General features: G+C 65.2%; 1 protein-coding gene. It reads left to right on the plus strand.

The genetic code is table 11. From position 1 onward, the window contains the following. The coding region (lipA, locus tag FDW83_RS18910; RefSeq protein ID WP_138139604.1) for a lipoyl synthase at positions 1 to 912 on the plus strand (912 nt) is incomplete at both ends.

The following is a 912-nucleotide window of genomic DNA, read 5'->3' on the forward strand; positions in this document are numbered from 1 at the left end:
AAGGCCAAGGTCCAGATGGGCCCGGAGTTCGTCGGGCTGAAGAACCTGGTGAAAAAGGAAGGCCTGCACACCGTCTGCGAAGAAGCCGGCTGCCCGAACATCTTCGAATGCTGGGAAGACAAGGAAGCCACCTTCCTGATCGGCGGGTCCGAATGCACCCGCCGCTGCGACTTCTGCCAGATCGACACCGGCAAACCCTCGCCCCTGGACCGGTTCGAACCCACCAAGGTGGCCCGCTCCGTCCAGTCCATGCAGCTCCGGTACGCCACCGTCACCGGCGTCGCCCGCGACGACCTCGAAGACGAAGGCACCTGGCTCTACGCCGAAACCGTCCGCAAGATCCACGAACTGAACCCCGGCACCGGCGTCGAACTGCTCATCCCCGACTTCTCCGGCAACCCCGACCACATCAGGGCGATCTGCGACTCCAAACCCGAAGTGTTCGCCCACAACGTCGAAACCGTCCCAAGGATCTTCAAGCGGATCCGGCCCGCGTTCCGCTACGAACGCTCCCTGGACGTCATCACCCAGGGCCGGACCCACGGCATGGTCACCAAATCCAACCTCATCCTGGGCATGGGCGAAACCCGCGAAGAAATCAGCGACGCCCTCCGCGACCTGCACGAAGCCGGCTGCGACCTGATCACCATCACCCAGTACCTGCGCCCGTCCGAACGGCACCTGCCCGTGGACCGCTGGGTCAAACCCCAGGAATTCCTGGACCTGCAGCACGAAGCAGAAGAGATCGGCTTCCTCGGCGTCATGTCCGGGCCCCTGGTCCGCTCCTCCTACCGCGCCGGCCGGCTCTGGGCCACCGCCATGCGCAAAAAAGGCCGCGACATCCCCGCCGAACTCGCCCACATCGCCGACGGCATCCAGGACTCCGGCACCACCCGCCAGGAAGCCAGCAGC

It is taken from the genome of Pseudarthrobacter sp. NamE2 (assembly GCF_005796205.1).
Lineage (GTDB): Bacteria > Actinomycetota > Actinomycetes > Actinomycetales > Micrococcaceae > Arthrobacter.